This window comes from Pseudomonas sp. NPDC090233, from assembly GCF_044772285.1.
In the GTDB taxonomy this organism is placed as follows: Bacteria; Pseudomonadota; Gammaproteobacteria; order Pseudomonadales; family Pseudomonadaceae; genus Aquipseudomonas.
Window position 1 is genome coordinate 146,908 of sequence record NZ_JBIVYQ010000003.1, and the last position, 21,592, is coordinate 168,499.

The window sequence follows — 21,592 nt, forward strand, 5'->3', positions numbered from 1 at the left end:
AACTGGCAATAAACAACCTGCCGCGAAAAAGCGGCAGGTTCGCAATGCGAAGCTTTTATAGTCGACCCAGATCGTTGATCAGGGCGAGCAACATCACCCCTACGACCAAACTGATACCGATCTGGACCCCCCAACCTTGAACCCGATCAGACAGCGGACGACCGCGCGCCCACTCGACTAGGTAAAACAGCAAATGCCCCCCATCCAGTACTGGAATGGGCAGCAGGTTAAGAACCCCCAGGCTTATGCTCAGGTAGGCGAGGAAGTTCAGGAAGTCCCCCACGCCGGACTGGGCCGAAGCGCCCGCCACTTTAGCAATGGTTATCGGTCCGCTCAAGTTTTTTACCGAGAGCTCACCGAACAGCATTTTCTTCAGCGATTCGAGGGTCAGCACACTCATGTTCCAAGTGCGCGAAAGCCCCTCTCCCACCGCTTCGAGCGGCCCGTAACTGACCTCGCGCAGCATGCTGGCGGGCCATTCGGCGCCTTTCACACCAGCCCCCAGGTAGCCACCGGCGGCCTTGCCCTCACCCTTGCGGGCCAGGGTGACCGGCACATCCAGGGCTGCACCATCGCGTTCGACGCGAACCACGACCTTGGCTTCAGGACGGGCACGCACACTGTCGACGACCTGTTGCCAGTCGCTAAGTGCAACGCCATCGAGGGCCAGCAGCTTGTCACCAGACTTCAGCCCCGCAGCGGCAGCCGGCCCCTTTGGATCGATTTCAGCCAGCACCGGCTCGACCGCCGGGCGCCATGGGCGCAAGCCAAGCGACTGAATCGGATCGGGTTCGTCCGCGCCTTTTAACCAACTGTCGAGCTTGACCTGCAGTTGACGCTCGGCAGTCGCCCCCTCATCGCGCACGCCCACCTGCAGGGTTCCGCTCTCGCCCAGGCGACGCACCAGTTGCAGATTGACCGCCGACCAACCATTGGTCGCTTTGCCATCGATGGAAACAATTTCCTGGCCGGCAACCAGGCCAGCCGAGGCCGCCAGGCTGCCCGACTCGACTGCGCCAATCACCGGGCGAATCTGTTGGGTACCCAGCATGGCCAGCAGCCAGAAGAAGACAATGGCCAGCAGGAAGTTGGCAATCGGCCCGGCGGCGACAATGGCGATACGCTGACGCACCGACTTGCGATTGAACGACTGCTCGATCAGCGCAGGCGGCACTTCGCCCTCGCGCTCATCGAGCATCTTGACGTAACCGCCCAAGGGTATGGCCGCCACCACGAATTCGGTGCCGTGGCGATCATGCCAACGCAGCAGGCCCGGGCCGAAGCCCACGGAGAAGCGCAGCACCTTCACGCCGCAACGCCGGGCCACCCAGAAGTGGCCGAATTCGTGGAAAGTCACCAGTACACCCAGGGCCACCAGGGTGCCGATAATCATGTACAGCGCAGTCATGTCTTTCTCCGAATGACGTTCAGCGGAACGACTTTTCGTACAAACTCAAGGCCAGCCGCAATCAACGGCCGTGGCGCCTCAGCCACTCACGGGACAGCTCCCGGGCGCGCTGGTCGGCGGCAAACACCGCATCCAGCGATGGCACGGGGACCACAGCCTCCTGCTCAAGCACCTGTTCGATCATACCCGCGATCTCGGGGAAGCGGATACGCCGCTCGAGAAATGCCTCGACCGCGACCTCATTGGCCGCATTGAGCACCGCCGGCGCACTGTTGCCAGCCTCGGCAACCTGCCGCGCCAGGCGCAGGCATGGGAAGCGCACTTCATCGGGGGCCTGAAAGTCCAGACGGGCGATGGCGAACAGGTCCAGCGGAGCGACCCCGGAATCGATTCGCTCCGGCCAGGCCAGCGCATTGGCGATGGGCGTGCGCATGTCCGGGTTGCCCAACTGGGCCAGCACCGAACCGTCGACGTAGTCCACCAGCGAGTGGATCACGCTCTGCGGATGCACCACCACCTCGACCTTGGCCGGCGCCGCATCGAACAGCCAGCAGGCCTCGATCAACTCCAGGCCCTTGTTCATCATGCTCGCCGAGTCCACCGAAATCTTTCGGCCCATGGACCAGTTCGGATGGGCACAGGCTTGCTCTGGCGTGACGTCGGCAAGGGCTGCTTGAGGCGTTTCGCGGAACGGGCCACCCGAGGCGGTCAACAGAATGCGGCGCACACCAACCTGGCTCAGGCCTCGTTCATAGTCGCCAGGCAGGCACTGGAAGATCGCATTATGCTCGCTGTCGATCGGTAGCAACACGGCACCACTGCGCCGTACGGCCTCCATGAACAGCGCCCCAGACATCACCAGCGCTTCCTTGTTGGCCAACAGCACCTTCTTGCCCGCCTCGACAGCAGCCAAGGTCGGGCGCAGGCCTGCGGCGCCAACAATTGCGGCCATGACCGCATCCACTTCAGGGGCTGACGCGACCTCACAGAGCCCCGCCTCCCCTTCCAGCACTTCAGTGGCGCAGCCGGCGCCGGCCAAGCCTGCCCGCAAACGCGCGGCGGCCTCGCTATTGGGCACAACGGCGTAGGCCGGACGATGCTGCACGCACAGGGCCAGCAGTTGATCGATACGTGAGTAACCACTCAACGCGAACACCTGATAGCGCTCGGGATGGCGAGCGATTACATCCAGCGTGCTGAGGCCGATCGAACCGGTGGCGCCCAATACGGTGATGCGCTGCAACGCACTCACATCACACCCCATTCGGCAGCCCACAACAGCACAGCGAAGATCGGGATGGCTGCGGTAAGGCTGTCGATGCGGTCGAGCACCCCGCCATGGCCCGGCAGCAGGTTGCTGCTGTCCTTGATACCGGAACGGCGCTTGAACATGCTCTCGGTCAGGTCACCGATCACCGACGACATGACCACCAGCGCGGCGCCCACCAGCCCCAGCAGAATCTGGCCGATACCCCAGTCGCGACTGATGCCGACCACCAGGGTGATCACCAGGCTGACCGCCAGGCCGCCATACACGCCTTCCCAGCTCTTGCCCGGACTGACCTGCGGCGCCAGCTTGCGCTTGCCAAATGCACGGCCGGAGAAGTAAGCGCCAATATCGGCAGCCCACACCAGCACCATGACCGAGAGTATCAGCCAGTTGCCCAAAGGCCAGTGCTTGAGCAGCACCAGGCCTTGCCAGGCCGGCAGCAGGATCAGCAGGCCGATCAGCAGGCGGCAGGCGGCGCTGGCCCACAGCTCACTGCTGCGCGGGTAGGTCAGCACCAGCCAGGTGGCCAGCCCCCACCAGATCACCGAAGCGCCGAGCACCCAAGGCGCCAGATCGGGCATCAGGTAGAGCAGCATCAGCGCCCCGGCGACCACAGCGGCGTAGGCGATGCGCAGCGGCTGGGCCATCAGCCCGGCCAGACGCGCCCACTCCCAGGCACCGAGGGTGACCACGAAGCCGATGAACAGGGCGAAATCTCCACCATTGAGGAGAAAGAAGCCACCCAGCGCGATCGGCAGCAGGATCAGCGCGGTAATGATGCGTTGTTTAAGCATTAAGCACGAGCTCCAGCCTCGACCTGCTCGCTGGTCTTACCGAAGCGGCGCTGGCGCGAAGCGAAATCGGCCAGGGCATTGCGCATGGCCTCGTGTTTGAAGTCCGGCCAATACAGGTCGGAGAAGTACAGTTCGGCGTAGGCCAACTGCCACAGCAGGAAGTTACTGATGCGGTGTTCGCCGCCCGTGCGGATGCACAGGTCCGGCAACGGCAGCTCGCCCGTGGCCAGGCAGGTCTGCAGCAGGCCCGGAGTGATGTCGTCGGGGCGCAGATGGCCGGCCTGGACTTCACGCGCCAGGCGTTGCGCGGCCTGGGCGATATCCCACTGACCGCCGTAGTTGGCGGCGATCTGCAGAATGAAGCGATTATTGCCGGCAGTCAGCGCCTCGGCTTCGCGCATGGCAGCCTGCAGCTCTGGGTGGAAACGCGAACGGTCACCAATGATGCGCAGGCTGATGTTGTTCTCGTTGAGGCGCTTGGCCTCGCGGCGCAGCGCCGAGAAGAACAGTTCCATCAACGCCCCGACCTCTTCGGCCGGACGCTGCCAGTTCTCGCTGGAGAACGCGAACAGGGTCAGTACCTCGACCCCGGACTTGGCGCAGACTTCAATCACCGCACGCACGGCATCGACGCCGGCCTTGTGCCCGGCAACGCCGGGCAGCAGGCGCCTCTTCGCCCAGCGATTATTGCCATCCATGATGATCGCGACGTGACGCGGCACCGAAGACGGTGCCGCCAGCTTGGTCTTTTCCATTAAAAAACCTCGGCCTTAGACGGCCAACAGGTCCTTTTCCTTGGCTTTGAACGCAGCGTCGATTTCGGCGACGAACTTGTCGGTCAGCTTCTGGATTTCGTCAGCAGCGCGACGCTCTTCGTCTTCGCTGATTTCCTTGTCCTTGGTCAGCTTTTTCAGGTCTGCCAGGGCGTCACGACGCACGTTGCGCACGGCAACCTTGGCATCTTCGGCAACGGCGCTGGCCTGCTTGGTGTAACCCTTGCGGGTTTCTTCGGTCAGGGCTGGCATCGGTACGCGAATGGTGGTGCCGGCGCTGGATGGGTTCAGCCCCAGATCGGAGGTCAGGATCGCCTTCTCGATGGCTGCGCTCAGGTTCTTGTCGTGGGCGACAATTTTCAGGGTACGCGCATCTTCGACGGTGATGGCGGCGACCTGGTTCAGCGGCATGTCGCTGCCCCAGGCCGAGACCTTGACGCTGTCCAGGATGCTCGGGTGAGCACGACCGGTGCGAATGGCTGCCAGGTGGCGGCCCAGGGCCTCGATGGATTTACCCATGCGTTCCTGGGTGTCTTTCTTGATGTCGTTGATCATTTCTGAACTTCCTCGATCAGAGTTCCTTCCGCGCCGCCATGCACGATGTTGAGCAGGGCGCCGGGTTTGTTCATGTTGAAGACGCGCAGCGGCATCTTGTGGTCGCGGCACAGACAAATTGCCGTCAGGTCCATCACGCCCAGCTTGCGATCCAGCACTTCATCGTAGGACAGATGATCGAACTTCTCGGCATGCGGGTCCTTGAATGGATCTGCAGTGTATACACCATCGACCTTGGTTGCTTTCAATACTACGTCGGCATCGATTTCGATGGCGCGCAGGCAAGCGGCGGAGTCGGTGGTGAAGAACGGGTTGCCGGTACCGGCAGCGAAGATTACGACTTCCTTGGCGTTCAGGTGACGCATGGCTTTGCGGCGATCATAGTGATCGGTCACGCCAACCATGGAAATCGCCGACATGACGATGGCGGTAATGTTCGCGCGCTCAAGCGCGTCGCGCATGGCCAAGCCGTTCATTACGGTTGCCAGCATGCCCATGTGGTCGCCGGTGACGCGATCCATGCCGGCTGCACTGAGCGCCGCACCACGGAACAGGTTGCCACCGCCGATCACCAAGCCTACCTGAACACCGATGCCGACCAACTGGCCGACTTCCAGTGCCATGCGATCCAGGACCTTGGGGTCGATCCCGAACTCTTCCGAGCCCATCAGGGCCTCGCCGCTTAGTTTGAGTAGAATGCGTTTATAGCGAGCCTGATGACCACTGCCCTGCTGAGCCATTGCGAATCTCTCCTGCGGCGTTTGTAAAAATTCTGGCGGGCTTCTTGAGCCTGCGTGTAACTCTAACGTGACGCAGCGACTGCGTCAGCGAACAACGGCCTTGAAAACCGCTCCCGCTTTGACAAAGAGGCTGCGCGCGTGAGCGGGCAGCCTCTTTGGGGCGACAGACGAAGCTGTCTTACTGCTTGGCGGCAGCTACCTGAGCGGCAACTTCAGCAGCGAAGTCGTCGACCGGCTTCTCGATGCCTTCGCCTACTTTGAAGTAGGTGAAGGAAACGATTTCAGCACCGGCTTTCTTGGCCAGCTCGCCGACTTTGACTTCTGGGTTCATGACGAAAGCTTGCTCTTTCAGCGAGGCTTCGGCTTTGAACTTGGTGATACGGCCGTTGATCATGTTCTCAACGATGTTTTCTGGCTTGCCAGCAATCTTGTCCGCATTGAGCTGCAGGAAGACGTTCTTCTCGCGCTCGATGGCTTCGGCGGAGATTTCCGACGCATCCAGGAACTCTGGGTTCGACGCCGCAACGTGCATGGCGATGTTCTTGGCCAGCTCGACGTCACCGCCTTTCAGGACAACAACGGCACCGATCTTGTTACCGTGCAGGTAAGCACCGACAACGTCACCTTCAACGCGCGACAGGCGACGGATGTTGACGTTTTCGCCGCACTTGGCGACCAGGGCTTCACGAGCAGCTTCACGCGAGGCGATCAGCGGGGCAGCGTCGGTCAGCTTCTGGGCGAAGGCTTCTTCGAGGCTTTCGGCCACGAAGTTTTTGAAGTCGTCTTGCAGAGCCAGGAAGTCGGTCTGCGAGTTCACTTCCAGCAGAACGGCGGATTTACCGTCGGTCTTGACCGCGATAGCGCCTTCAGCAGCGACGTTGCCAGCCTTTTTGGCGGCCTTGATGGCGCCCGAGGCACGCATGTCGTCAATGGCTTTTTCGATGTCGCCGCCGGCCTTTTCCAGGGCCTTCTTGCAATCCATCATGCCTTCGCCGGTACGCTCGCGCAGTTCTTTGACCAGCGCTGCAGTAATTGCTGCCATTTCAAAATCCTCTTGGAAAGTTTTTCAACCATTCCACCCGCTCATCACGGGCGTTCAATTCTGCGAATCCGCTGTGGTTATCTCAGCTGAGCCATGATGCGGGGCTATTGCTGACAGCAGGATTTCAAGGTGGCAAAAAGGGGGCAAAGCCCCCTTTTTGCGTGCCAAGTAGACGCTAGCGCCTATTACTCAGCAGCAGGTGCAGCCGCTTCTTCAGCGTAGACTTCGGTGCCGCCAGCAACGTTGTTGCGGCCGCGGATGATGGCGTCGGCCATCGAAGTCATGTACAGCTCGATGGCGCGGATGGCGTCGTCGTTGCCTGGGATGATGTAATCAACACCTTCCGGGCTGCTGTTGGTATCGACAACGCCGATAACCGGGATGCCCAGCTTGTTGGCTTCGGTGATAGCAATGCGCTCGTGGTCAACGTCGATCACGAACAGGGCATCAGGCAGGCCGCCCATGTCCTTGATACCACCCAGGCTGCGGTCCAGCTTTTCCAGATCGCGCGAACGCATCAGGGCTTCTTTCTTGGTCAGCTTGGCAAAGGTGCCATCTTCGGCCTGGGTTTCCAGGTCGCGCAGACGCTTGATCGAAGCACGGATGGTTTTGTAGTTGGTCAGCATGCCGCCCAACCAGCGGTGGTCAACGTATGGCGAACCGGCACGAGCAGCTTGCTCGGCGACGATCTTGCCGGCGGAACGCTTGGTGCCGACGAACATGATCTTGTTCTTGCCCTGGGCCAGACGCTCTACGAAAGCCAGAGCTTCGTTGAACATTGGCAGGGTTTTTTCCAGGTTGATGATGTGGATCTTGTTACGCGCGCCGAAAATGTACTTGCCCATTTTCGGGTTCCAGTAACGGGTCTGGTGGCCGAAGTGCACACCGGCCTTCAGCATATCGCGCATGTTGACTTGGGACATGATAGTTCCTTGATAAGTCGGGTTGGGCCTCCACGTATCCCAATGACCAACCACGAATCCGAAAATTCGCGGCACCCAGGTCATCGTGTCGACACGTGTGTGGGTTTAAGCTGACGGGGTCGTCCCCGAAAGCGGCGCATTTTATACCACAGACTGCGAACGAACGGAACCCGGTTGAGCACACGTCCGTCAGCGGCTTTTGCAGCACCCTGCCAAACAGGCCAGAATGCCTCCTATAGACAGCAGCATGGCCGGCTTTATCCCGACAGAATGCCGCCCTGCTCTGCTAGAATCCGGCCTTTCCCGTTTGTTCGCGCCGCCCGCGGCGCCGTAGAGAGCCTGTAATGACCGTTACCATCAAGACCGCAGAAGACATCGAGAAGATGCGCGTCGCCGGCCGCCTGGCCGCCGAAGTGCTGGAAATGATCGAAGAGCACGTCAAGCCCGGTGTCACCACCGAAGAGCTCGACCGCCTGTGCCACGACTACATCGTCAACGTCCAGCAGGCCATTCCGGCACCCCTCAACTACAAAGGCTACCCGAAGTCGATCTGCACCTCGATCAACCATGTGGTCTGCCACGGCATTCCCAACGACAAGCCGCTCAAGGACGGTGACACGCTGAACATCGACGTCACCGTGATCAAGGACGGCTACCACGGCGACACCAGCCGCATGTTCCACGTCGGCAGCGTGCCGGTATGGGCCGAACGCCTGTCGAAAATCACCCAGGAATGCATGTACAAGGCCATTGAACTGGTCAAGCCGGGCTGCCGCCTGGGCGACATCGGTGAAGTGATCCAGAAGCACGCCGAAAAGAACGGCTTCTCCGTAGTCCGTGAGTTCTGCGGCCACGGCATCGGCAAAGTCTTCCACGAAGAGCCGCAGATCCTCCACTACGGCCGTGCCGGCACCGGCATGGAGCTCAAGGAAGGCATGACCTTCACCATCGAGCCGATGATCAACCAGGGTAAAGCCGACACCAAGGTGCTGGGCGACGGCTGGACCGCCATCACCAAGGACCGCAAGCTCTCGGCCCAGTGGGAACACACCCTGGTAGTGACCGCCACCGGCTACGAGATCTTCACCCTGCGCAAGGACGACACCATCCCGCGCACCTCGGCCTGACTTCACGCCAAGGCCTCTCAGACAGGAACGCGATGCATGCCCCAGGTGGACCCCGAGCTGTTCGACCCCGGTCAGTTCCAGGCGGAACTGGCCCTCAAGGCGAGCCCCATCCCTGCCTTCAAGAAAGCCATCCGCCAGGCCGGCGAGGTGCTCGACAAGCGGTTTCGCGACGGCCGTGAAATCCGCCGCCTGATCGAGGACCGCGCCTGGTTGGTCGACAACATCCTGCAGCAGGCGTGGAAGCAGTTCGACTGGGGTGACAGCAGCGGTATCGCCCTGGTCGCATGCGGTGGTTATGGGCGCGGCGAACTGCACCCGCATTCGGATATCGACCTGCTGATTCTGCTCGGCGCCGCCGAGCACGAGCAGTATCGCGATGCAATCGAACGCTTTCTGACCCTGTTGTGGGACATTGGCCTGGAAGTGGGCCAGAGCGTGCGCACGGTCGACGAATGCGCCGAACAAGCGCGCGACGACCTGACGGTCATTACCAACATGATGGAAAGCCGCACCATCGCCGGCCCCGAGGCCTTGCGCCAGCGCATGCTGGAGGTGATCAGCACCGCGCACATGTGGCCGAGCAAGGAGTTCTTCCTGGCCAAGCGCGCAGAACTCAAGGCCCGGCACCACAAGTACAACGACACCGAATACAACCTCGAACCCAATGTCAAAGGTTCGCCCGGCGGCCTGCGCGACATCCAGACGGTGCTCTGGGTGGCCCGCCGCCAGTATGGCACCCTGAATCTGCATGCCCTCGCCGGCGAAGGCTTTTTGCTGGAGAGCGAAAACGAGCTGTTGGCGTCCTCCCAGGATTTCCTGTGGAAGGTACGCTACGCCCTGCACATGCTCGCCGGCCGCGCCGAGGATCGCCTGCTGTTCGACCACCAGCGCAGCATCGCCGCGTTGCTGGGCTACAGCGATGAAAACCCCAAGCGCGCCATCGAACAGTTCATGCAGCAGTACTACCGGGTGGTGATGAGCATCAGTCAGCTGTGCGACCTGATCATCCAGCACTTCGAAGAAGTGATCCTCGCCGACGACGACAGCGGCACCACCCAGCCGCTGAACGCGCGCTTCCGCCTGCACGACGGTTATATCGAGGCGGTCAGCCCAAATGTGTTCAAGCGCACGCCATTCGCCATGCTGGAGATTTTCGTGCTGATGGCCCAGCACCCGGAGATCAAGGGCGTGCGTGCCGACACCGTGCGCCTGTTGCGCGAACACCGGCACCTGATCGACGACACCTTCCGTAACGATATCCGCAACACCAGCCTGTTCATCGAGCTGTTCAAGTGCGAGATCGGCATCCACCGCAACCTGCGGCGGATGAACCGCTATGGCATCCTCGGCCGTTACCTGCCGGAGTTTGGGCTGATCGTCGGGCAAATGCAGCACGACCTGTTCCACATCTATACGGTCGATGCGCACACCCTCAACCTGATCAAGCACCTGCGCAAACTGCAGTACACGCCGGTGTCCGAAAAATTCCCGCTGGCCAGCAAGCTCATGGGCCGCCTGCCCAAACCTGAGCTGATCTACCTGGCCGGGCTTTACCACGACATCGGCAAGGGCCGCCAGGGCGACCATTCCGAGCTCGGTGCGGTGGACGCGCAGCGGTTCTGCGAACGCCATCAGTTGCCGGCCTGGGACAGCCGCTTGATCGTATGGCTGGTGCTCAACCACCTGGTGATGTCGACCACCGCCCAGCGCAAGGACCTGTCCGACCCGCAGGTGATCAACGACTTCGCCCTGCACGTGGGCGACGAGACGCGCCTGGACTACCTCTACGTGCTGACCGTGGCCGACATCAACGCCACCAATCCCAGCCTGTGGAACTCCTGGCGCGCCAGCCTGCTGCGCCAGCTCTACACCGAGACCAAGCGCGCCTTGCGCCGTGGCCTGGAAAACCCGCTGGACCGCGAAGAGCAGATCCGTCAGACGCAAAGTGCCGCTCTGGATATTCTCGTGCGCGAAGGCACCGACCCGGACGATGTCGAGCAACTCTGGTCGCAGCTGGGCGATGACTACTTCCTCAAGCACAACGCCGCCGACGTGGCTTGGCACACTGACGCCATCCTTCAGCAGCCAGCCGACGGCGGGCCGTTGGTGCTGATCAAGGAAACCACTCAGCGCGAGTTCGAAGGCGGCACGCAGATCTTCATCTATGCCCCCGACCAACACGATTTCTTCGCTGTGACCGTGGCGGCCATGTCGCAGCTCAACCTGAACATTCATGACGCACGGATCATCACCTCGAGCAGCCAGTTCACCCTCGACACCTACATCGTGCTCGACAACGACGGCGGCTCTATCGGCGACAACCCGCAGCGGGTCAAACAGATTCGCGATGGCCTTACCGAAGCACTGCGCAACCCCGAGGACTATCCAACCATCATCCAGCGTCGGGTCCCGCGCCAGCTCAAGCACTTCGACTTCCCGCCGCAGGTGACCATCCTCAACGATGCCCAGCGCCCGGTCACCATCCTCGAAATCACCGCCCCCGACCGCCCCGGCCTGCTGGCTCGGCTCGGGCGGATTTTCCTGGAGTTCGACCTGTCGCTGCAAAATGCCAAGATCGCCACCCTCGGCGAGCGTGTGGAAGACGTGTTCTTCATCACCGATGCCGACAACCAGCCACTGTCCGACCCGCAACTGTGCAGCCGCCTGCAGGAAGCCATCGTGCAACAGCTGCAGGCCGGCCAGGCCAGCGACGCCAGCCCCACCAGCGTGACCTTTTAACGATTAGACGATTGACGAGACCTTGCGCCGATGAACCATGCCTTGACCCAGCTGCAGCCCTACCCGTTCGAGAAACTCCGCGCCCTGCTGGGCAGCGTCAAGCCTGCGGCGGACAAGCGCGCCATCGCCCTGTCGATCGGCGAGCCGAAGCACGAATCGCCGGCGTTCGTCGCCCAGGCCATGGCCGACAACCTCGACAAGCTGGCGGTCTACCCGAGCACTATCGGCCTGCCGGCCCTGCGCCAGGCCATCGGCCAGTGGTGTGAACGCCGCTTCGGCGTGCCGGCCGGCTGGCTGGATGCCGACCGCCATATCCTGCCGGTCAACGGCACTCGGGAAGCGTTGTTCGCCTTCACCCAGGCCGTGGTCAACCGCGCCGACGACGGCCTGGTGGTCAGCCCCAACCCGTTCTACCAGATCTACGAAGGCGCTGCCCTGCTCGCCGGTGCCACGCCGCATTACCTGCCGTGCCTGGAAGACAATGGCTTCAACCCTGACTTCGATGCCGTGCCAGCCGAAGTCTGGCAGCGTTGTCAGATCCTGTTCCTGTGCTCGCCGGGCAACCCGACCGGCGCACTGGTGCCGATGGACACCCTCAAAAAGTTGATCGCACTGGCCGACGAGCACGATTTCGTGATCGCCGCCGACGAGTGCTACAGCGAGCTGTACTTCGACGAAGACGCGCCGCCACCCGGCCTGCTCAGCGCCTGCGCCGAGCTTGGCCGTAACGACTTCAAGCGTTGCGTGGTGTTCCACAGCCTGTCCAAGCGCTCCAACCTGCCGGGCCTGCGCTCCGGCTTCGTCGCCGGTGACGCCGCGATCATCAAGCCGTTCCTGCTGTACCGCACCTACCACGGCTGCGCCATGCCGGTGCAGACCCAGCTGGCCAGCATCGCCGCCTGGCAGGACGAAGCGCATGTGCGCGAGAACCGTGATCAGTACCGCGCCAAGTACGATGCCGTGTTGGATATCCTGCAGCCAGTGATGGATGTACAGCGGCCGGATGGCAGCTTCTACCTGTGGGCCAAGGTGCCGGGCAGCGACGCCGACTTCACCCGCGACCTGTTCGAAGCCCAGCACGTGACCGTGGTGCCGGGGTCGTACCTGTCGCGCGAAGTGAATGGCGTGAACCCTGGCGCAGGCCGGGTGCGCATGGCACTGGTTGCGCCATTGGCGGAATGCATCGAAGCGGCTGAGCGGATTCGCGCGTTTCTGCAAAACCGCTGATTGACCTGGGGCCGCCCTGCGGCCCATTTGCGGGCGGTCTGACGTCTCGGCTACATCGCCGACCTACTTGACCGCCCCGAGGTTGGCCTCACTCATATCCAACTCCCCCAGCACCTGCCGCACCACCTCATCACCCACTTCATGCTGGCGATGAAGATTATAGAGTTCCAGCCGCTGCGCCCGCAGCGCACGCAGGCGTAAGCGGCGTTCGAGCAAATCCATCTGTTCAGCCAGGGCTCTGGCTTCGGCAGTGTCGTTGAAACTGTCCAGCTCATCCCGATACTCCGCCATCAATCTGGCCTTGAGCTCGGTAGCCATGGTCGCTTGAGCTGCATCCTGCGGCGCACTGGCATCGACAACCTCCTCTGCCTCAAGCGCGTGGATTGCGGCCTCCACCGTACGCCGCCAGGCTTCCTGCACTTCCTGATGCAGCCGTTCATCCGGGCTTCTGGTGACACCGCGCAGCAGTATGGGCAACGCGATACAGGCACTGATCAACGACAACAGAATCACCCCAGCGGCGATGAAAATGAGCAAGTCACGCTCAGGGAACGCCTGACCCGCACCGATCAGCAAGGGCACCGACATCACCCCCGCCAGGGTCACAGCACCGCGTACACCGCCCAAGGTCAGCAACCAGCAGGAGCGCGCGGTGGGCATCAGCACCAGCGCCGGCTTGCCGCGCCAGCGACGCACCACGCCGATCGCCCGCCAGATGCTCTGAACCCAAACGAAACGCAGCAGGATCAATGCCGCGAAGATCGCCAGCACATCCAGACAGCGCCAGGCCAAGGTTGGCCACACGGTTGCCTCGTGGCTGACCACGGCCTTGATGATGTCGGGCAGTTGCAAGCCCAGAAGCAGGAAGATCAGGCCGTTGAACGCGAACTCCAGGAGCGACCAGACACTGCGATTGAGCAAGCGGGTACTGGTCTGGCGCGGCAGCAGATCGAGCCAACTCTGCATCATGCCGGCCGCCACCGCCGAAAGAATGCCCGACACGCCCAGGCGTTCAGCCAATACGTAGGCGGCGAACGGCAGCAGCAGCATGAACACCACATGGGTGGCCGGATCATCCCAACCACGGGCGATCATCCAAGTGCGCAGCCGGCCGATCAGCCAACTCAATGCGACGCCCACCGCCAGGCCGCCGAGGGCGACCAGGACAAAACTGAAGCTGGCGTCGGCCAGCGAAAACACGCCGGTGATGGCCGCTGCCAGGGCGAACTTGAAGGTCACCAGGCCCGAGGCGTCGTTCATCAGCGCCTCGCCCTGGAGCATGTGCATCAGCGGGGTGGGCAGGCGATCCTGAGCAATGGCCGAGACCGCCACGGCGTCGGTTGGCGACAACACGGCGGCAAGGGCGAAAGCCACCGGTAGTGGGATGTTCGGCAGCAGCCAGTGGATGAAATAGCCAGCACCGACCACGGTGAACAGCACCAACCCTACGGCCAGGGCCACCACCGGCCCGCGAATGCGCCACAGCTCACGCTTGGGGATACGCCAGCCGTCGGCAAACAGCAGCGGCGGCAGGAACAGGAAAAGGAACAGTTCAGGGTCCAAGGCCACGTGCAGCCCAAGCGTGGGCCAGGCCAGCAAGGCGCCAGCGGCGATTTGCACCAATGGCAAGGGGAGCGGGACCACTCGCCCAACCAGTTTCGACACGCTTACCAGCGTCAGCAGGATGAGGACGGTATAGGCTGACTGCATCCGGGAGGGCTTCCTTTGTGAACCTGAAACGACAGCATGGGCGGAATGATCGCCATTGAAACAATATGTTAGCTGGGACGGATGAATTGAAACCGCTGCACGATAGTCGCAGGCGGCGGCTGAAAATGTAACATGATGATACATAGCAAGGGCTGGCAGGTGCATGTCTTGAGCCCTGTGGCGCGTTTGCGATCGAGCGCCGCCCGCGCGGCGCATCGCGGATGAATCCGCTCCTACATTTGTTGCAACGTGCCATGGCCTGATAGGCCATAGTTGCCAGCCTTGTTGGCACGACACGATTTCTCGGCTGGCGCTGCCGCCGCCCTGTAGGAGCGGATTCATCCGCGATGCGCCGCGCGGACGGCGCTCGATCGCATAAGCGCCGCAAACCTCAACACATGCACACCCGTGGCGCTCGACCCATCGTTCCCGCATAATCCCGCGACTGACATTCGAACATGGAGAGATTGGGGCAGCCTGTGGCCTCAATGCACACAATGACCTACACGCTCTACGGCATCAAAGCCTGCGATACCATGAAAAAGGCGCGTACCTGGCTCGAAGACAAAGCCATCGCCTACGAATTCCACGACTACAAGACCCAAGGCATCGACCGTGACAGCCTGAACCGCTGGTGCGACGAACACGGCTGGGAAGTCATCCTCAACCGTGCCGGCACCACGTTCCGCAAGCTCGACGACGCCAGCAAAGCCGACCTCGACCAGGCCAAAGCCGTCGAATTGATGCTGGCCCAGCCGTCGATGATCAAGCGCCCGGTGCTCGACCTTGGCACGCGCACCCTGGTCGGCTTCAAGCCAGACCAGTACGCCGCCGCGCTGGCCTGAGCCCCTACCCTATTTCGCACGAGGTAATCACATGTCCAATACCCTGTTCAGCCTGGCCTTCGGTGTCGGCTCCCAGAACCGCCAGGGCACCTGGCTGGAAGTGTTCTACGCACAACCACTGCTCAAGCCGAGCGCCGAGCTGGTCGCCGCCGTTGCGCCGATCCTCGGCTATGAAGGCGGCAACCAGGCCATCAGCTTCAGCAACGGCCAAGCCGCGCAACTGGCCGAAGCCCTGAAAGGCGTCGATGGCGCCCAGGCGGCCCTGCTGACCCGTCTGGCCGAAAGCCACAAGCCGCTGGTCGCCACCCTGCTGGCCGAAGACGCGGCCCTGAGCTCGACCCCAGAGGCCTACCTCAAGCTGCACCTGCTGTCGCACCGCCTGGTCAAGCCGCACGGCCTGAGCCTGGCCGGTATCTTCCCGCTGCTGCCGAACGTCGCCTGGACCAACCAGGGCGCGGTCGACCTGGCCGAGCTGGCCGAGCTGCAACTGGAAGCGCGCCTGAAGGGCGAGCTGCTTGAAGTGTTCTCGGTGGACAAGTTCCCGAAGATGACCGACTACGTAGTCCCTGCCGGCGTGCGTATCGCCGACACCGCCCGTGTGCGCCTGGGCGCCTACATCGGCGAAGGCACCACCATCATGCACGAAGGCTTCGTCAACTTTAACGCCGGCACCGAAGGCCCAGGCATGATCGAAGGCCGCGTTTCGGCGGGCGTCTTCGTTGGCAAGGGTTCGGACCTGGGCGGCGGCTGCTCGACCATGGGCACCCTGTCCGGCGGCGGCAACATCGTGATCAAGGTTGGCGAAGGCTGCCTGATCGGCGCCAACGCCGGTATCGGCATTCCGCTGGGCGACCGCAACACCGTCGAAGCCGGCCTGTACATCACCGCTGGCACCAAGGTGAACCTGCTCGACGAGAACAACGAACTGGTCAAGGTGGTAAAAGCCCGTGACCTGGCCGGCCAGACCGACCTGCTGTTCCGCCGCAACTCGCTGAACGGCGCCGTCGAGTGCAAGACGCACAAATCGGCGATCGAGCTGAACGAGGCGCTGCACGCCCACAACTGAGAACTCCCCGCGGGTTCGAAGTGTTAAGATCGGGTCTGGCGCACTCACGCCAGACCCGATTTTCATTCCAGGCCCCGTGATCATGTTCCAGCCCTCCCCCTGGCGTGCCGATTTCCCCGCCATCGCCGCTCTGCAACGGCAGCACCAGACGTACCTGGACAGCGCCGCCACCACCCAGAAACCCCAGGCCCTGATCGATGCCCTGAGCCACTATTACGGCCACGGCGCGGCCAATGTGCACCGTGCCCAGCACTTGCCCGGCGCGATGGCGACCCAGGCGTTCGAGACCAGCCGCGACAAGGTTGCCGCTTGGCTCAATGCCGGGCAATCGCAGCAGATCATCTTCACCCACGGCGCTACCTCGGCGCTGAACCTGCTGGCCTATGGCCTGGAACATCGCTTCGAGGCCGGTGACGAAATTGCAGTCAGCGCGCTGGAGCATCACGCCAACCTGCTGCCCTGGCAGCAACTGGCACAGCGGCGCAATTTGCGCCTGGTGGTGCTCCCCGTGAACGCACTTGGCAGCATCGACCTCAACGCAGCCCTGCAGCTGATTGGCCCGCGCACACGGGTGCTGGCCGTCAGCCAGTTGTCCAATGTGCTCGGTACCTGGCAACCCCTGCCGGCCTTGCTGGCCCATGCCCGCGCCCAGGGCGCACTGACCGTGGTCGATGGCGCTCAAGGGGTGGTGCATGGCCGCCACGATGTGCAGCAGTTGGGTTGTGACTTCTACGTGTTCTCCAGCCACAAGCTGTACGGCCCGGAAGGAGTCGGCGTGCTTTATGGTCGACCTCAGGCGCTGGCGCTGCTGCGCCACTGGCAGTTTGGCGGTGAGATGGTGCAATTGGCTGATTACCAGAGCGCCAGCTTCCGCCCCGCCCCACTGGGCTTCGAGGCGGGCACACCACCGATCGCCGGGGTGATCGGCCTGGGAGCGACCCTCGATTATCTGGCCAGTCTCGATGCCATCGCAGTCGAAAACCACGAATCCAGCCTGCATCAGCATCTGCTGCGCGGGCTGGCTGACCGTGATGGCGTGCGGATCCTGGGCACGCCGCAAGCGGCCCTGGCCAGTTTCGTCATCGAGGGTGTGCACAACGCCGACATCGCTCATCTGCTGACCGAGCAAGGCATCGCCGTGCGTGCCGGCCATCACTGCGCCATGCCGTTGCTCAGAGGGCTTGGTTTGGAGGGCGCTATTCGGGTGTCGCTGGGGCTGTACAACGACAGCGACGACCTGCAGCGCTTCTTCGACGCACTCGATCAAGGTCTGGAGCTGCTGCGGTGAGCCTGCCGATTTCCGCCCAGGAAGCCCTGGAGCATTTCGAACAGGCCCGCGGCTGGGAACAGCGTGCGCGGCTGCTGATGCAGATGGGTGATCGCCTGGAGCCGCTGAGCGATGCGGAAAAGTCCGAGAACAATCGCGTCCACGGCTGTGAAAGCCTGGTGTGGCTGGTGGCTGAGCAGCGGGAGGGGCAATGGCGGTTCAAGGCCGGCAGCGATGCGCGGTTGTTGCGCGGGCTGCTGGCGTTGTTGTTGGTGCGGGTGCAAGGGCTTGACAGCAATCAACTGGCGCAGCTGGATGTGCGTGAGTGGTTTACCCGTCTGGGACTGGAGCGGCAATTGTCGCCATCGCGCAGCAATGGGTTGCATGCGGTGTTGCAGCGGATGGCGGAGCTGGTTGCAGTCAGTTGAATCAGTATGTGGGAGTGGCTTTAGCCGCGAAGCAGGCGACGCGGTGGCTGGCACCGGCTGCGCCGGTGCTCGCGGCTGAAGCCGCTCCTACAGGAACCTGCTGAATCAATGAGTTATGCCTTACTCAGGCTTGACCCGCTCCGACGGCCGCCGCGCGCCGGCCACCAGTTTTTCGATCGCCTTGCTGGCCGCCACCATGCCAAAGGTCGCGGTAACCATCATCACCGCGCCAAAGCCCCCCGAGCAGTCCAGGCGCACGCCCTCACCGACGAAGCTCTTCTGCAAACACACGCTGCCATCGCCCTTGGGGTAGCGCAGCTGTTCGCTGGAGAACACGCACGGCACGCCATAGTTGCGGCTGACATTACGGGAGAAGTTGTAATCACGGCGCAAGGTCGAGCGCACGCGTGACGCCAGCGGGTCGTTGAAGGTCTTGTTGAGGTCGCCGACCTGGATCTGCGTCGGGTCGATCTGCCCCCCAGCGCCGCCGGTGGTGACCACGGCGATCTTGCGTCGCCGGCACCAGGCGATCAGCGCGGCTTTGGCCATCACGCTGTCGATGCAGTCGATCACTGCATCCATCTCTTCGGTGATGTACTCGGCCATAGTCTCGCGAGTGACGAAATCGGCCACCGCGTGCACCGTGCACGCAGGGTTGATCGCCCGCAAGCGCTCGGCCATCACCTCGACCTTCGGCCGCCCTACCTGGCCTTCCAAGGCATGGGCCTGGCGGTTGGTGTTGCTGACACAGACGTCATCCAGATCGAACAGGGTGATCTCACCCACGCCACTGCGCGTCAACGCCTCAGCCGCCCACGAGCCGACTCCACCGATGCCGACGACCGCCACATGGGCCTGGCTCAGGCGCTGCAGCCCCTGGTCGCCATAGAGCCGGGCGACGCCGGCGAAGCGTGGATCTTCTGTGCTCATGTTCATACCTCAAAAAACCGGCACGCATTATAGGCCAGTGGGCGCACGGCCTCCATCGTTAGGAAAGAGACTACGAACCCTGCTTTAATGTCCTATCGCTTTTCAGATTTGGACGACCATGTCTTCACGAAAATTCGGCTTGAACCTGGTGGTGGTTCTGGCCATCGCCGCGTTGTTCACTGGGTTCTGGGCGCTGGTCAACCGCCCGGTATCCGCCCCCGCCTGGCCCGAGCAGATCTCTGGCTTCTCGTATTCGCCGTTCCGCCTCGGCGAGAGCCCGCAAAAGGGCCAGTACCCCAGCGATGACGAGATGCGCCAGGACCTGGAGCAACTGAGCAAACTGACCGACAGCGTCCGTATCTACACCGTGGAAGGCACCCAAGCGGACATCCCGCGCCTGGCAGAAGAGCTTGGCCTGCGGGTGACGCTGGGGATCTGGATCAGTCCGGACCTGGAGCGCAACGAACGTGAAATCGCCACGGCCATCCAGCTCGCCAACACCTCGCGTAGCGTGGTACGGGTGGTGGTCGGCAACGAGGCGTTGTTCCGTGAAGAGGTCACGCCCGAAAATCTGATCAAGTACCTGGACCGGGTACGTGCAGCGGTCAAGGTGCCGGTCACCACCAGTGAGCAATGGCATATCTGGAAGGAAAATCCGGAAATTGCCAAGCATGTCGACCTGATTGCCGCGCACATCCTGCCTTACTGGGAATTCGTGCCCATGAAGGATTCGGTCGAGTTCGTGCTCGATCGCGCGCGGGAGCTGAAACAGCAATTCCCACGCAAACCACTGCTGCTTTCGGAAGTCGGCTGGCCGAGCAATGGCCGCATGCGCGGTGGTGCCGATGCCACCCAGGCGGACCAGGCCATCTACTTGCGCACCCTGGTCAACACCCTCAACCGGCGCGGTTACAACTACTTCGTCATCGAAGCCTATGACCAGCCGTGGAAGGCCAGTGACGAAGGCTCGGTGGGCGCCTATTGGGGCGTCTACAACGCCGAGCGCCAGCAGAAATTCAACTTCGAAGGCCCCGTGGTGGCAATCCCGCAATGGCGTGCCCTGGCAGTGGCCTCGGTGGTACTGGCGATGATCGCGCTGATGGTGCTGTTCATCGACGGCTCGGCCCTGCGCCAGCGCGGCCGTACGTTCCTGACGTTCATTACCTTCCTGTGCGGGTCGGTACTGGTATGGATCGCCTACGACTACAGCCAGCAATACAGCACCTGGTTCAGCCTGACCGTGGGCGTATTGCTGGCGCTTGGCGCGCTGGGCGTGTTCATCGTGCTGCTGACCGAAGCCCACGAACTGGCCGAGGCGGTGTGGATTCACAAGCGCCGCCGGGAGTTCCTGCCGGTGCAAGGCGACAGCGCCTACCGACCCAAGGTCTCGGTGCATGTGCCGTGCTACAACGAGCCGCCAGAAATGGTCAAACAGACCCTCGACGCCCTCGCCGCGCTGGACTACCCCGATTATGAAGTGCTGGTGATCGACAACAACACCAAGGACCCGGCCGTGTGGGAGCCGCTCAAGGCCCACTGCGAGAAACTCGGCGAGCGCTTCAAGTTTTTCCACGTCGCGCCGCTGGCCGGCTTCAAGGGCGGTGCGCTGAACTACCTGCTGCCGCACACCGCCAAGGATGCCGAAGTGATCGCAGTGATCGACTCGGACTACTGCGTCGACCGCAACTGGCTCAAGCACATGGTGCCGCACTTCGCCGACCCGAAAATCGCCGTGGTGCAATCGCCGCAGGACTACCGCGACCAGCACGAATGCGCTTTCAAGAAGCTCTGCTACAGCGAGTACAAGGGCTTTTTCCATATCGGCATGGTCACCCGCAACGACCGTGACGCGATCATCCAGCACGGCACCATGACCATGACCCGACGCACGGTCCTGGAAGAGCTGGGCTGGGCCGAATGGTGCATCTGCGAAGATGCCGAGCTGGGCCTGCGCGTCTTCGAAAAAGGCCTGTCGGCCGCCTACGCCCACAACAGCTATGGCAAGGGCCTGATGCCCGACACCTTCATCGACTTCAAGAAGCAGCGTTTCCGCTGGGCGTACGGCGCGATCCAGATCATCAAGCACCACGCCGCCGCTCTGCTGCGCGGCAAGGGCAGCGAGCTGACCCGGGGCCAGCGCTATCACTTCCTGGCCGGCTGGCTGCCGTGGGTCGCCGATGGCATGAACATTTTCTTCACCGTCGGCGCACTGCTGTGGTCGGCGGCGATGATCATCGTGCCGCACCGGGTCGACCCGCCGCTGATGATCTTCGCCATCCCGCCGCTGGCGCTGTTCTTCTTCAAGGTCGGCAAGATCATCTTCCTCTACCGACGGGCGGTGGGGGTCAACCTCAAGGACGCCTTCGCTGCTGCGTTGGCGGGGCTGGCGCTGTCGCACACCATCGCCAAGGCGGTGCTGTATGGGTTCTTCACCAGCAGCATGCCGTTCTTCCGCACACCGAAGAATGCCGACAGCCACGGCTTGCTGGTGGCGATTTCCGAAGCGCGGGAAGAGTTGTTCATCATGCTGCTGCTGTGGGGCGCTGCGGCCGGCATCTATCTGGTGCAAGGGCTGCCGAGCTCGGACATGCGCTTCTGGGTGGTCATGCTGCTGGTGCAGTCGCTGCCGTACCTGGCCGCGTTGGTGATGGCGTTTCTGTCTTCACTGCCCAAGCCAAGTGAGCGCGAGGTCGAAGCCCAGGCGACCTGATACACAGGGGCCGCTGCGCGGCCCCTTGCTTTGATATA

At 62.5% G+C, this 21,592-nt stretch carries 18 protein-coding genes; 8 read left to right on the forward strand and 10 right to left on the reverse strand.

Annotation, left to right across the window (positions count from 1 at the left end; genetic code table 11):
• Window positions 1-55 precede the first annotated feature (55 nt).
• The 8 genes from rseP to rpsB form a co-directional block, all read right to left on the reverse strand.
• Complete coding sequence (gene rseP, locus ACIQUF_RS08805; RefSeq protein WP_403130629.1) at window positions 56-1,408, reverse strand: RIP metalloprotease RseP; 1,353 nt, start codon at window positions 1,406-1,408, stop codon at window positions 56-58.
• Between the two features lie 61 nt (window positions 1,409-1,469).
• Entirely contained in the window at window positions 1,470-2,660 is a 1,191-nt protein-coding gene (gene ispC / locus ACIQUF_RS08810; protein WP_403130632.1) for a 1-deoxy-D-xylulose-5-phosphate reductoisomerase, read from the reverse strand.
• Window positions 2,657-3,472: a phosphatidate cytidylyltransferase gene (locus ACIQUF_RS08815; protein ID WP_400803062.1), complete on the reverse strand. Its 816-nt coding sequence runs from the start codon at window positions 3,470-3,472 to the stop codon at window positions 2,657-2,659. The genes ispC and ACIQUF_RS08815 overlap by 4 nt, the downstream gene beginning before the upstream one ends.
• Window positions 3,472-4,227, reverse strand: a complete 756-nt coding sequence (uppS, locus tag ACIQUF_RS08820; protein WP_403130638.1) for a polyprenyl diphosphate synthase — start codon at window positions 4,225-4,227, stop codon at window positions 3,472-3,474. Before uppS ends, ACIQUF_RS08815 begins: the two co-directional genes overlap by 1 nt.
• A gap of 15 nt (window positions 4,228-4,242) precedes the next feature.
• Window positions 4,243-4,800: a ribosome recycling factor gene (gene frr, locus ACIQUF_RS08825; RefSeq protein ID WP_403130640.1), complete on the reverse strand. Its 558-nt coding sequence runs from the start codon at window positions 4,798-4,800 to the stop codon at window positions 4,243-4,245.
• Window positions 4,797-5,540 carry a UMP kinase gene (gene pyrH / locus ACIQUF_RS08830; protein WP_274906957.1) on the reverse strand — a complete coding sequence of 248 codons (744 nt, stop codon included), beginning with the start codon at window positions 5,538-5,540 and terminating at the stop codon, window positions 4,797-4,799. The genes frr and pyrH overlap by 4 nt, the downstream gene beginning before the upstream one ends.
• Window positions 5,541-5,718: 178 nt before the next feature.
• Window positions 5,719-6,582, reverse strand: coding sequence for a translation elongation factor Ts (tsf, locus tag ACIQUF_RS08835; protein WP_403130643.1), 864 nt, complete (start codon window positions 6,580-6,582; stop codon window positions 5,719-5,721).
• Window positions 6,583-6,767: 185 nt separating this feature from the next.
• Entirely contained in the window at window positions 6,768-7,505 is a 738-nt protein-coding gene (rpsB, locus tag ACIQUF_RS08840; protein ID WP_027595792.1) for a 30S ribosomal protein S2, read from the reverse strand.
• A 344-nt stretch (window positions 7,506-7,849) separates the two neighbouring features.
• Between rpsB and map the strand changes: the two genes are divergently transcribed.
• Genes map through dapC form a run of 3 tightly spaced genes read left to right on the forward strand, consistent with a single transcriptional unit; the run spans window position 7,850 to window position 12,598 of the window.
• Entirely contained in the window at window positions 7,850-8,632 is a 783-nt protein-coding gene (map, locus tag ACIQUF_RS08845; RefSeq protein ID WP_403130647.1) for a type I methionyl aminopeptidase, read from the forward strand.
• Window positions 8,633-8,668: 36 nt separating this feature from the next.
• A complete protein-coding gene (locus tag ACIQUF_RS08850; RefSeq protein WP_403130648.1) occupies window positions 8,669-11,371 on the forward strand; it encodes a [protein-PII] uridylyltransferase in 2,703 nt (900 codons plus the stop codon).
• A gap of 30 nt (window positions 11,372-11,401) precedes the next feature.
• Window positions 11,402-12,598: a succinyldiaminopimelate transaminase gene (gene dapC, locus ACIQUF_RS08855; protein WP_403130649.1), complete on the forward strand. Its 1,197-nt coding sequence runs from the start codon at window positions 11,402-11,404 to the stop codon at window positions 12,596-12,598.
• Between the two features lie 63 nt (window positions 12,599-12,661).
• On the opposite strand, the gene ACIQUF_RS08860 is transcribed toward dapC, so the two are convergent.
• Complete coding sequence (locus tag ACIQUF_RS08860) at window positions 12,662-14,308, reverse strand: Na+/H+ antiporter (RefSeq protein WP_403130652.1); 1,647 nt, start codon at window positions 14,306-14,308, stop codon at window positions 12,662-12,664.
• Window positions 14,309-14,805: 497 nt separating this feature from the next.
• Between ACIQUF_RS08860 and ACIQUF_RS08865 the strand changes: the two genes are divergently transcribed.
• The 4 genes from ACIQUF_RS08865 to ACIQUF_RS08880 all read left to right on the forward strand — a co-directional run bounded on the left by ACIQUF_RS08865 (window position 14,806) and on the right by ACIQUF_RS08880 (window position 17,914).
• The gene (locus ACIQUF_RS08865; protein ID WP_403131385.1) at window positions 14,806-15,153 is read left to right on the forward strand and encodes an ArsC family reductase; all 348 of its coding nucleotides are present in this window, start codon (window positions 14,806-14,808) and stop codon (window positions 15,151-15,153) included.
• A gap of 31 nt (window positions 15,154-15,184) precedes the next feature.
• The gene (gene dapD / locus ACIQUF_RS08870; RefSeq protein WP_403130655.1) at window positions 15,185-16,219 is read left to right on the forward strand and encodes a 2,3,4,5-tetrahydropyridine-2,6-dicarboxylate N-succinyltransferase; all 1,035 of its coding nucleotides are present in this window, start codon (window positions 15,185-15,187) and stop codon (window positions 16,217-16,219) included.
• Window positions 16,220-16,301: 82 nt separating this feature from the next.
• Complete coding sequence (locus ACIQUF_RS08875) at window positions 16,302-17,507, forward strand: cysteine desulfurase (protein WP_403130657.1); 1,206 nt, start codon at window positions 16,302-16,304, stop codon at window positions 17,505-17,507.
• Complete coding sequence (locus tag ACIQUF_RS08880) at window positions 17,504-17,914, forward strand: SufE family protein (protein WP_403130660.1); 411 nt, start codon at window positions 17,504-17,506, stop codon at window positions 17,912-17,914. The genes ACIQUF_RS08875 and ACIQUF_RS08880 overlap by 4 nt, the downstream gene beginning before the upstream one ends.
• Before the next feature lie 120 nt (window positions 17,915-18,034).
• On the opposite strand, the gene tcdA is transcribed toward ACIQUF_RS08880, so the two are convergent.
• Window positions 18,035-18,844 carry a tRNA cyclic N6-threonylcarbamoyladenosine(37) synthase TcdA gene (tcdA, locus tag ACIQUF_RS08885; RefSeq protein ID WP_403130661.1) on the reverse strand — a complete coding sequence of 270 codons (810 nt, stop codon included), beginning with the start codon at window positions 18,842-18,844 and terminating at the stop codon, window positions 18,035-18,037.
• 118 nt (window positions 18,845-18,962) lie between these two features.
• Here tcdA and ACIQUF_RS08890 point away from each other — a divergent pair, with 118 nt between their 5' ends.
• Entirely contained in the window at window positions 18,963-21,554 is a 2,592-nt protein-coding gene (locus tag ACIQUF_RS08890; RefSeq protein WP_403130663.1) for a glycosyltransferase, read from the forward strand.
• Window positions 21,555-21,592: the final 38 nt, after the last annotated feature.

Excerpts from the sequence above, each read along its gene's own strand:
- uppS (WP_403130638.1), bottom strand. The coding sequence starts at position 4,227 with ATGGAAAAGACCAAGCTGGCGGCACCGTCTTCGGTGCCGCGTCACGTC.
- ACIQUF_RS08890 (WP_403130663.1), top strand. The coding sequence starts at position 18,963 with ATGTCTTCACGAAAATTCGGCTTGAACCTGGTGGTGGTTCTGGCCATC.
- tsf (WP_403130643.1), bottom strand. The coding sequence starts at position 6,582 with ATGGCAGCAATTACTGCAGCGCTGGTCAAAGAACTGCGCGAGCGTACC.
- ACIQUF_RS08860 (WP_403130652.1), bottom strand. The coding sequence starts at position 14,308 with ATGCAGTCAGCCTATACCGTCCTCATCCTGCTGACGCTGGTAAGCGTG.
- pyrH (WP_274906957.1), bottom strand. The coding sequence starts at position 5,540 with ATGGCTCAGCAGGGCAGTGGTCATCAGGCTCGCTATAAACGCATTCTA.
- ACIQUF_RS08865 (WP_403131385.1), top strand. The coding sequence starts at position 14,806 with ATGACCTACACGCTCTACGGCATCAAAGCCTGCGATACCATGAAAAAG.
- rpsB (WP_027595792.1), bottom strand. The coding sequence starts at position 7,505 with ATGTCCCAAGTCAACATGCGCGATATGCTGAAGGCCGGTGTGCACTTC.
- dapC (WP_403130649.1), top strand. The coding sequence starts at position 11,402 with ATGAACCATGCCTTGACCCAGCTGCAGCCCTACCCGTTCGAGAAACTC.
- map (WP_403130647.1), top strand. The coding sequence starts at position 7,850 with ATGACCGTTACCATCAAGACCGCAGAAGACATCGAGAAGATGCGCGTC.
- tcdA (WP_403130661.1), bottom strand. The coding sequence starts at position 18,844 with ATGAGCACAGAAGATCCACGCTTCGCCGGCGTCGCCCGGCTCTATGGC.
- frr (WP_403130640.1), bottom strand. The coding sequence starts at position 4,800 with ATGATCAACGACATCAAGAAAGACACCCAGGAACGCATGGGTAAATCC.
- rseP (WP_403130629.1), bottom strand. The coding sequence starts at position 1,408 with ATGACTGCGCTGTACATGATTATCGGCACCCTGGTGGCCCTGGGTGTA.
- ACIQUF_RS08850 (WP_403130648.1), top strand. The coding sequence starts at position 8,669 with ATGCCCCAGGTGGACCCCGAGCTGTTCGACCCCGGTCAGTTCCAGGCG.
- ACIQUF_RS08875 (WP_403130657.1), top strand. The coding sequence starts at position 16,302 with ATGTTCCAGCCCTCCCCCTGGCGTGCCGATTTCCCCGCCATCGCCGCT.
- dapD (WP_403130655.1), top strand. The coding sequence starts at position 15,185 with ATGTCCAATACCCTGTTCAGCCTGGCCTTCGGTGTCGGCTCCCAGAAC.
- ACIQUF_RS08815 (WP_400803062.1), bottom strand. The coding sequence starts at position 3,472 with ATGCTTAAACAACGCATCATTACCGCGCTGATCCTGCTGCCGATCGCG.